Source organism: Streptomyces sp. NPDC041940 (genome assembly GCF_055589465.1).
On sequence record NZ_JBVJBP010000009.1, the window covers coordinates 243,453 to 252,094 of the forward strand.

Below are 8,642 nucleotides of genomic sequence, written 5' to 3' on the forward strand. Positions count from 1 at the left end.
GCAAGGAGGAAGAACAACCCCCCCCCCCCCCCCCCCCAAACCCCCCGCCCCCCCCCCCCCCCCTCCCCCCCCCCCCCCCCTTCCCCGCTCCCCCAGGGGCGGCCTAGGCGGCCGGCTCCAGTGGCGGCAGCGCCCCGGTGCGCGCCGCCTTCCCGTACCACAGGGCGCTGGACTTCGGCGTGCGCTGGAGCGTCGCGTAGTCCACGTACACCGCGCCGAAGCGCTTGCCGTAGCCGTACGCCCACTCGAAGTTGTCCAGCAGGGACCACAGGAAGTAGCCGCGGACATCGGCGCCGTCGGTGATCGCGCGGCGGACCGCGGACAGATGGCCGTGGAGGTAGGAGACCCGCTCCGGGTCGTGCACCCGGCCGTCCGAGTCGATCTTGTCGTCGTAGGCCGCGCCGTTCTCGGTGATGTACAGCGGCAGGCCCGGCGCCTCCCGGGTGTAGCGCATGATCAGCTCGTGCAGACCGGTCGGGTCGATCGTCCAGCCCATCTCCGTGCGGTCACCGGGCGTCTGGTGGAACGCGACATCGCCCGCGGCCGGCCACGGCGAGTGGTCGCTCGCCCCGTGGCCGTCGGCCCGCGGCGCCCGCGCCGCCGCGTCCGCCGCCGAGACCAGCGCGGGCGTGTAGTAGTTGAGGCCCAGCGCGTCCAGCGGCTGGTTGATCAGCGTCAGGTCGCCGTCCAGGACGTAGTCCCAGTCGGTGAGGTCCGACGTCGCCACGTACAGCGACTCCGGGTAGGCGCCGTGCAGGATCGGGCCGTGGAAGACCCCGTTGGCCAGGTCGTCGATCTTCCGGGCCGCCGCCAGATCCGCCGGGTTCTGCGAAAGCGGCCGCACGGTCGCGGAGTTGAGGGCGATCGCGACCTGGTTGCGGGCCGGCATCACCGACCGCAGCGCCGACGCGCCAAGACCGTGCGCCAGGTTCAGATGATGCGCGGCACGCAGCGAGGCCGCCGGATCCGTACGGCCCGGGGCGTGCACCCCGGACGCGTAGCCGAGGAACGCGCTGCACCACGGCTCGTTGAGCGTCATCCACTGCTCGACACGGTCGCCCAGCGCCTCACCGACGATCTGCGCGTACTCCGCGAAGCGGTACGCCGTGTCGCGCTCCGGCCAGCCGCCCGCGTCCTCCAGATCCTGCGGCAGATCCCAGTGGTAGAGCGTGACGGCCGGCTTGATGCCCTTGGACAGCAGCTCGTCCACCAGCCGGCGGTAGAAGTCCAGGCCCTTCTGGACGGCCGGGCCCCGGCCGGTCGGCTGCACCCGCGACCACGAGACGGAGAAGCGGTAGGCGCCCAGGCCCAGGTCCGCCATCATCGCCACGTCCTCGCGGTAGCGGTGGTAGTGGTCGACAGCGATGTCACCGTGGTCGCCGCCGACGGTCTTGCCCGGCGTATGGCTGAACGTGTCCCAGATCGACGGCGTACGGCCGTCCTCCCGCACCGCGCCCTCGATCTGGTACGCGGAGGTGGCCGCGCCCCAGACGAAGGCCGGAGGGAAGGTCACCGCGGTGGCCGGGTTCTCGGAATCAGGCATGGAAGCGCTCCCATTGGGGGTCGTGGAGAGGCGACGGTGGAGGGAAGAGAAGCGAGGGGCCGAGGCGGCGATGACCCGGCCCCCGGGAAAGGAACGCGGGCGTCAGCCCTTCACGGCGCCCTGCATGATGCCGCCCACGATCTGCTTGCCGAAGATCGCGAAGACCAGCAGCAGCGGCAGCGTGCCCAGCAGCGCGCCGGCCATGATCAGGGACTGGTCGGGGGTGTACCCGCGGCCCAGGCCCGCGACCGCGACCTGTACGGTCGGGTTGCCCATCTGGGTCAGCACCAGGAACGGCCACATGAAGTCGTTCCAGGTCTGTACGAACGTCAGCATGCCGAGCACGGCCATCGCCGGCCGCGCCGCCGGGAACACCACGTGCCACACCACGCGCCAGCTGCTCGCCCCGTCGACCCGGGCGGCCTCTATGATCTCGTCCGGCAGCGCCTGGATCAGGTACTGCCGCATGAAGAACACACCGAACGCGCTCACCAGCGACGGGAAGATCACCGCCTGCAACTGGTCCGTCCAGTCGAGCTTGGCGACCATCATGTACAGCGGGATCACGCTGAGCTGCGGCGGCACCATCATCGTGCCGATCACGATCAGCATCAGCGCGCCGCGGCCCCTGAACCGCAGCTTGGCGAAGGCGAATCCGGCGATCGTCGACAGGACGACGATGGTGGCCGCCGAAACCCCCGCCACGATCGTGGTGTTGAGGAACGCCTCGCCGAGGTTGGCGTCCTTCCAGGCGATCTCCAGCTTGTCGAAGAGGCCGGAGCCGAACCAGAACGGCGGCGGCGTCTCGGCGAGCCGCTGGTTGTCACGCGAGGCGGCGATCGCCGTCCACACCAGCGGGAACAGCGAAACGATCGTGAACAGGATCAGGATCGCGTAGGCGATCGGACCGCCGTGCAGCTGCCCGCCGGCCCGTGCCGACTTCGGCAGCCGGGGGCGTTTGGAACTCTCGACGGGCTTGGTGTCCGGGGGCGTCACAGTCGTCGTCACGGCCACCACTCCTAACTACTGGCGCGCAGCCGGCGCGAGATGACGTAGTTGACGATGCCGATGACGATCAGGATCAGGAACATCGTCCAGGCGATCGCCGAGGCACGGCCCAGGTGCTGGGCCACCCAGCCCTGCTCGTACAGATACAGACCGAGCGTCTGGAACTGGTGCTCCGCGCCGCCCGAGGTGCCCTTGTTGGCGTCGAAGAGCAGCGGCTCGCCGAACACCTGGCTCGCCCCGATCGTCGACACGACGACGGTGAACAGGATCGTCGGCCGCAGCGACGGCAGCGTCACATGGATGAACTGCTGCCAGCGGCTGGCCCCGTCCAGCGCCGCCGACTCGTACAGATCCTGGGGGATCGCCTGCATCGCGGCGAGATAGATCAGCGCGTTGTAGCCGGTCCAGCGCCAGATGATGATCGTCGAGACGGCGATCTGCGAGGGCCACTTGTCGTTCTGCCAGTCGAGCGGGTCGATGCCGGCGAAGTCCAGCGCCCAGTTGATCATGCCGTAGTCGCGGCCGAAGAGCAGCACGAACACCAGCGAGGCGGCGGCGATCGACGTCGCGTACGGCGCGAGCATCGCGACCCGGAAGAAGGTCGAGGCCCGCAGCTTGTAGTTGAGGATGTGGGCGATGCCCATCGCCATCAGCAACTGCGGGACGGTGGAGATGATGCCGATGGTCAGGGTGTTCTTCGCCGCGTTCCAGAAGAAGTCGTCGTCGAAGATGCGGGTGTAGTTGCGCAGCCCGACCCAGTTCATGTCGGTCGGCGCGGTCAGCTCCACCTGGTGCAGCGAGGCCCAGCCCGTGTAGAGCAGCGGGAACAGGCCGAACGCGATGAACAGCAGGAAGAACGGGGACACGAAGGCGTACGGGCTCCAGCGGATGTCCCGCTGCCAGCGACGGGACAGCCGGTCCCGGCGCCGCCGCTCCTTCTCCGCCCCCGCGGCGTCCCCGGGCGGGCGGCCCGGGGCCGCGCCCCCCTCCACGGGGGGCGCGGCGGTGTCGTGACGGGTGGCCATACGGGTCACTGGTCCAGCTTGTTGTCGATGGTCTTGACCGCGGACTCCCAGGCCTCCTTGGCCGACTTGCCCTTCGTCACCAGGAACACGCCGTTGTCCGACAGGCCCTGCTGGATGATCTGGTCCTTCGGGCCGATCACCTGGACCGGGGCGGCCTTGGCGGCCTCGGCGAAGATCGGGCCGATCTCCTGCTTACCCGTCATGTCGTTCGTGGCGCCCGTCACTTCGGGCATGGTGTAGGTGGACGGGGAGCTCGGGAAGCTGGCCTGCACCTTGAACAGCTTCGCCTGCTGCTCCGGCGCGGTCAGCCAGGCCACGAACTTCTGGGCCTCCTTCACGTGCTTGCCGCTCTTCGGCACGGTGAGGAAGGTGCCGCCCCAGTTGCCGCCCTTGGGCGCCTCGGCCACGGCCCACTTGCCGGCCGCGTCCGGCTTCGCGTTGCCCTTGATCGTGCCCAGCATCCACGGCGGGCAGGCGATCGCGGCGAACTTGTTGTTGGCGATCGTGGAGTTCCAGGACGGCTGGAACTGCGTCTGCGACTGGACGAGACCCTTCTCGGCGGCCTCGGAGGTCAGGTCGAAGGCGGCCTTCACGGCGGGGTTGGTCTTGTAGATGACCTTGCCGGAGGAGTCGTAGAACTTCTCCTTCTCGCTGCCCAGGATCGCGTTGATCAGACCGCCGGGGGAGTCCATGAAGAAGGTGCCCTTGGGAGCCTTCGACTTGTAGCGCTCGCCGACGTCGACGAGCTTGGCCCAGTCACCGGCCCACAGCTTGCCGACCTCGGCGGGGTCGGTGGGCAGTCCGGCCTGCTTGAAGAGGTCCGTGCGGTAGCAGATCGCCATCGGGCCGACGTCGGTGCCGAGGCCGATCGTCTTGCCGTCCTTGGTCGTGGCCTGCTGCCACTTCCAGTCCAGCCAGTTGCTCTCGCTCACGCCCGAGATCTTGGACATGTCCTCGAGCTTGTCGGCCTGGGTGGCCGTGACCTCGGCGATGTTGGCGACTTCGACGGCCTGGACGTCCAGCAGACCACTGTTGGTGGTGAGGTGGTTCAGCAGCGCCGGGTAGTAGTTCTCGTTCCGCTCTACGACGTTCTGCTCGATCTTGATCTTCGGGTTGAGCTTCTCGTAGTCGTCGTAGAGGCCGGCCTCCTTGAAGCCCATGGTGCCGAAGAGCCCCACCGAGATCGTGGTCTTGCCGCTGCTGTCGCCGGACGAGGAGCCGGAAGTGTCGTCGCCGCCGCCGTCGTCGGCACAGCCGGCCAGCAGCCCGGCGCCCAGCGACGCGACTGCCGCGAGGACAACCGCCCGGTTGCGGGCGGATCGGGTACGTGCTCGCATTGCGTCCTCCTGTTGCCCTGACGTGCCGACCCCCCGGCCAACTGCATTGTTGGACCCGTTTTTACTCGCTTCGGCTCGGGCGGGGAACGTGCGGGTTGTGTATGTGTCAGGTACTGTGGGAGCGCTCCCACCAGTGATGTGTTGAAGGTTCGCGGGTCGGGGCGGGGGTGTCAAGGGACCGGACAGGGAGAGATGCGTTCAGTTATCGGGCCGTTAACTGGACCCGGTGCGGGGCCCGTTGCGGCCCGGGCCGGCGGTATCGAGCCGGTCGAACCGGGCCGCGGGGCCCAAGCGGAGGCCGGGGGCGGCAAGCCCTCGGCGGCGGTCACTACAGCTGACGAGCCTGTTAAATTCCAGGCCAGCCGCAGAGTGCGGGTGTGGACGGGAAGGCGGAGCCCATGGCAAGCCACGGAGCGCGGGGCCGAAGCGGTGGCCGGCCCACCCTCGAAGAGGTGGCGGCGCGCGCCGGTGTCGGCCGCGGCACCGTCTCTCGGGTGATCAACGGCTCGCCCCGGGTCAGCGACGCGACCCGAGCGGCCGTCGAGGCGGCGGTCGCGGAGCTCGGATACGTCCCGAACACCGCCGCGCGCGCCCTGGCGGCGAACCGTACGGACGCGATCGCGCTGGTCGTGCCCGAGCCGGAGACCCGGTTCTTCGCGGAGCCGTACTTCTCGGACATGCTGAAGGGCGTCGGGGCGGCCCTCTCCGACACGGAGATGCAGCTGCTGCTGATCTTCGCCGGCAGCGACCGCGAACGCGCCCGTCTCGCCCAGTACCTGGCGGCTCATCGGGTGGACGGTGTCCTGCTGGTCTCCGTGCACGCGGACGACCCACTGCCCGACCTGCTGGCCCAGCTGGAGATACCGGCGGTGATCAGCGGCCCGCGCTCCTCTGCTGAGACCCTCCCGTCGGTCGACTCCGACAACTACGGCGGCGGCCGCCAGGCCGTCGAGCACCTGCTGTCCGGCGGCCGCCGCCGGATAGCCCACATCACCGGCCGGCTCGATGTCTACGGTGCCCAGCGCCGTATCGAGGGCTACCGCGACGCCCTGAGCGACGCGGGCCACGAGGCGGACGAGGCGCTGATCGAGGCGGGCGACTTCACGGAGGAGGGCGGCCGCCGCGCCATGGCGGCCCTGCTGGAGCGCCGCCCCACCCTGGACGCGGTCTTCGCCGCCTCCGACGTCACCGCGGCCGGTGCCCGCCAGGCCCTGCGCGAGGCGGGCCGCCGCATCCCCGAGGACGTGGCGCTCGTCGGCTACGACGACTCCGCCATCGCCCGCCACATGGAGCCGCCCCTCACCAGCGTCCGCCAGCCCATCGAGGAGATGGGCCACCGCATGATCGACCTCCTGCTCACGGAGATCGCCGACCGCCGCCCCTCGGCGTCCCGGGGCCTGGAGCGACGCCAGATGGTCCTGGCCACGGAGCTGGTGTCCCGGGCCTCGTCGTGACAGTCGCCGGAGTCACGTCCTGGCCGGTGCCGGCCGCCGCAGCAGATAGGCGGCCGCCGTCGACACCAGGACGGCCATGCACGCGATGAACACCAGGCCCGCGCCCTCCAGGCCGATGGGGCCCGTCAGCAGGCCGACGCCGATCACCGGGACCGAGATGCCCGCGTAGGCCACCACGAACAGGGTCGAGATCACCGCGGCCCGCTGGTGCCCGGGCGAGGCCTCGGCCACCTCGGACAGCGCGCCGCGGAACGCCAGCCCCTGCCCGGCCCCGCCGATGAGCGCGCTCAGCACCACCAGCGCCATCAGGTCCCACCGCAGCGCACCCGCGAGCAGGGCGAGCCCGGCGAGAAGCCCGGCGCAGCCCAGCGGCAGGGAACGCCGTACCCCGACCCGGCCGACCGCGAGTTGGCCCGCGGTCGAGGCGAAGAAGGCCAGCGCGACGACCAGCCCGCTCACCGCGTGGTCGGTCACCCCCAGGGACTCGGCGAGGAACTCGGGGCTGACCGACGTGAACACCCCGAACAGCGCGAACCCCACGAACGAGGCGGTCGCCGCGGGCCCGAACACCGACCGCACCCGCGGGGGCAGAGCGGGCCACTGCGGCCGTACGGTGCGCAGCGGCCGCCGCTCCCGTACGGTCTCCGCGAGCCGCAGCAGGACGGCGGCGGAGGCGGCCACCAGGGCGAGGTGCGTGACGAACGGCAGATACAGCGGCCAGGGTGCGTACTGCGCGAGCACCCCGGACAGCAGGGGACCGCAGCCCAGTCCGCCCATGTTGGCGGCCGTCGCCACGAACGTGGCCCGGGCGGCGCCGCCCTCGGGCGCCAGCTCCATCACGTACGCGGTGGCCGCCCCGGTGAACAGCCCGGCGGACAGTCCCGACAGCAGCCGCCCCGCGTACAGCCAGCCGAGCCCGCCGGCGCACAGGAAACAGACGGCGCTCGCCGCGGCGAGCCCCAGGCCGCACAGCAGCACCGGCCGTCTGCCCACGGCGTCCGAGGCGTTGCCGACCAGCAGCAGCACACCGATGACCGCGAAGGCGTAGAGGGCGTACACCACGGTCACGGTCAGCTCGGAGAACCCGAACTTGTCCTGGTAGAGCGGGTAGAGGGGAGTCGGCAGCGTGGTCCCGGCCATGCACACGGCGAACACCGCCCCACTGAGCACACACGCCCGCCACCCTCGGTGTCCACCGTCCATGGCGCCGACGGTAGCCCCGCCTGGCGCGTCGCCCCGGAGAGGCGCGCAAAAAGCTTCAGCCGGTGGCTTCTTTTACGAAGCCACCGGCTGAATACTCAGGGTGAGTGACGGGACTTGAACCCGCGACTTCCTGGACCACAACCAGGTGCTCTACCAGCTGAGCTACACCCACCATGACCGGCTTGGAGGTCTGTGACTTCCTGACCGGCCGAGAAAAAGTGTACAGGGTCCGAAGGGGTGCTCGCGCCCACCTTTCCCGGCGCTCCCCGACGGGCCCCTGGCACGCCTACTGAGCAGGCAGAACGTGCTTCGCGGCGATCTTCTTCGCGGTGTCCGAGTCGGGCCCGGGCTGCGGGACGAAGACGGCCTCGCGGTAGTAGCGCAGCTCCGCGATGGACTCGCGGATGTCGGCGAGCGCGCGGTGGTTGCCGTTCTTCTTCGGGCTGTTGAAGTACGCCCGCGGGTACCAGCGGCGGGCCAGCTCCTTGACCGACGAGACATCGACGATCCGGTAGTGGAGGTAGTCCTCCAGCGTCGGCATGTCGCGCAGCAGGAAGCCGCGGTCCGTGCCGACGGAGTTGCCGCACAGCGGGGCCTTACCCGGCTCCTTGACGAACTCCCTCACATACGCCAGGACCTGCTCCTCGGCGTCCTTCAGCGTCGTGCCGTCCGGCAGCTCGGCGAGCAGCCCGGACGCGGTGTGCATCTGACGCACCACGTCCGGCATCGTCTCCAGCGCCCGGTCCGGCGGCCGGATGACGATGTCCACGCCGTCGCCGAGCACGTTCAGCTCGGAGTCGGTCACGAGGGCGGCCACCTCGATGAGCGCGTCGTCCGACAGCGAGAGGCCGGTCATCTCGCAGTCGATCCACACCATGCGATCGTTCATGTGTCTAACCTTACGGCCCACTGCCCCGGGCTCGGCCCGGCCGTGCAGTGACCTTGTCGTTGAAGGTCCGCCCTGCTTCGGAAACGGCGCCGGGGGGGGGGGGGGGGGGGGGGGGGGGGGGGGGGGGGGGGGAGGGAGGAGGGGGGGGGGGGGGGGGGGGGGGGAGGATCGGCGCGAGAGGAG

General features: G+C 70.4%; 7 protein-coding genes and 1 tRNA gene. 1 reads left to right on the forward strand and 7 read right to left on the reverse strand.

Annotation, left to right across the window (positions count from 1 at the left end; genetic code table 11):
* Nucleotides 1–103: 103 nt before the first annotated feature.
* The 4 genes from ACZ6I3_RS18240 to ACZ6I3_RS18255 all read right to left on the reverse strand — a co-directional run bounded on the left by ACZ6I3_RS18240 (nucleotide 104) and on the right by ACZ6I3_RS18255 (nucleotide 4,913).
* A complete protein-coding gene (locus ACZ6I3_RS18240) occupies nucleotides 104–1,543 on the reverse strand; it encodes a GH1 family beta-glucosidase (RefSeq protein ID WP_469415660.1) in 1,440 nt (479 codons plus the stop codon).
* A 102-nt stretch (nucleotides 1,544–1,645) separates the two neighbouring features.
* A complete protein-coding gene (locus tag ACZ6I3_RS18245; RefSeq protein ID WP_399028952.1) occupies nucleotides 1,646–2,551 on the reverse strand; it encodes a carbohydrate ABC transporter permease in 906 nt (301 codons plus the stop codon).
* Between the two features lie 11 nt (nucleotides 2,552–2,562).
* A complete protein-coding gene (locus ACZ6I3_RS18250; RefSeq protein WP_469415662.1) occupies nucleotides 2,563–3,576 on the reverse strand; it encodes a carbohydrate ABC transporter permease in 1,014 nt (337 codons plus the stop codon).
* 5 nt (nucleotides 3,577–3,581) lie between these two features.
* Nucleotides 3,582–4,913 (reverse strand): ABC transporter substrate-binding protein, encoded by a 1,332-nt coding sequence (locus tag ACZ6I3_RS18255; protein WP_469415663.1) that lies wholly within the window; start codon nucleotides 4,911–4,913, stop codon nucleotides 3,582–3,584.
* A gap of 398 nt (nucleotides 4,914–5,311) precedes the next feature.
* Between ACZ6I3_RS18255 and ACZ6I3_RS18260 the strand changes: the two genes are divergently transcribed.
* On the forward strand, nucleotides 5,312–6,367 hold the full coding sequence (locus ACZ6I3_RS18260; RefSeq protein ID WP_469415664.1) for a LacI family DNA-binding transcriptional regulator: 1,056 nt from the start codon (nucleotides 5,312–5,314) through the stop codon (nucleotides 6,365–6,367).
* Nucleotides 6,368–6,379: 12 nt separating this feature from the next.
* Here the strand turns inward: ACZ6I3_RS18260 and ACZ6I3_RS18265 are convergent, their stop codons facing one another.
* The 3 genes from ACZ6I3_RS18265 to orn all read right to left on the reverse strand — a co-directional run bounded on the left by ACZ6I3_RS18265 (nucleotide 6,380) and on the right by orn (nucleotide 8,459).
* Nucleotides 6,380–7,570 carry an MFS transporter gene (locus ACZ6I3_RS18265; protein ID WP_469415666.1) on the reverse strand — a complete coding sequence of 397 codons (1,191 nt, stop codon included), beginning with the start codon at nucleotides 7,568–7,570 and terminating at the stop codon, nucleotides 6,380–6,382.
* 99 nt (nucleotides 7,571–7,669) lie between these two features.
* Nucleotides 7,670–7,742 (reverse strand) — tRNA-His (locus ACZ6I3_RS18270).
* Nucleotides 7,743–7,856: 114 nt separating this feature from the next.
* Complete coding sequence (gene orn, locus ACZ6I3_RS18275; RefSeq protein WP_469415668.1) at nucleotides 7,857–8,459, reverse strand: oligoribonuclease; 603 nt, start codon at nucleotides 8,457–8,459, stop codon at nucleotides 7,857–7,859.
* Nucleotides 8,460–8,642: the final 183 nt, after the last annotated feature.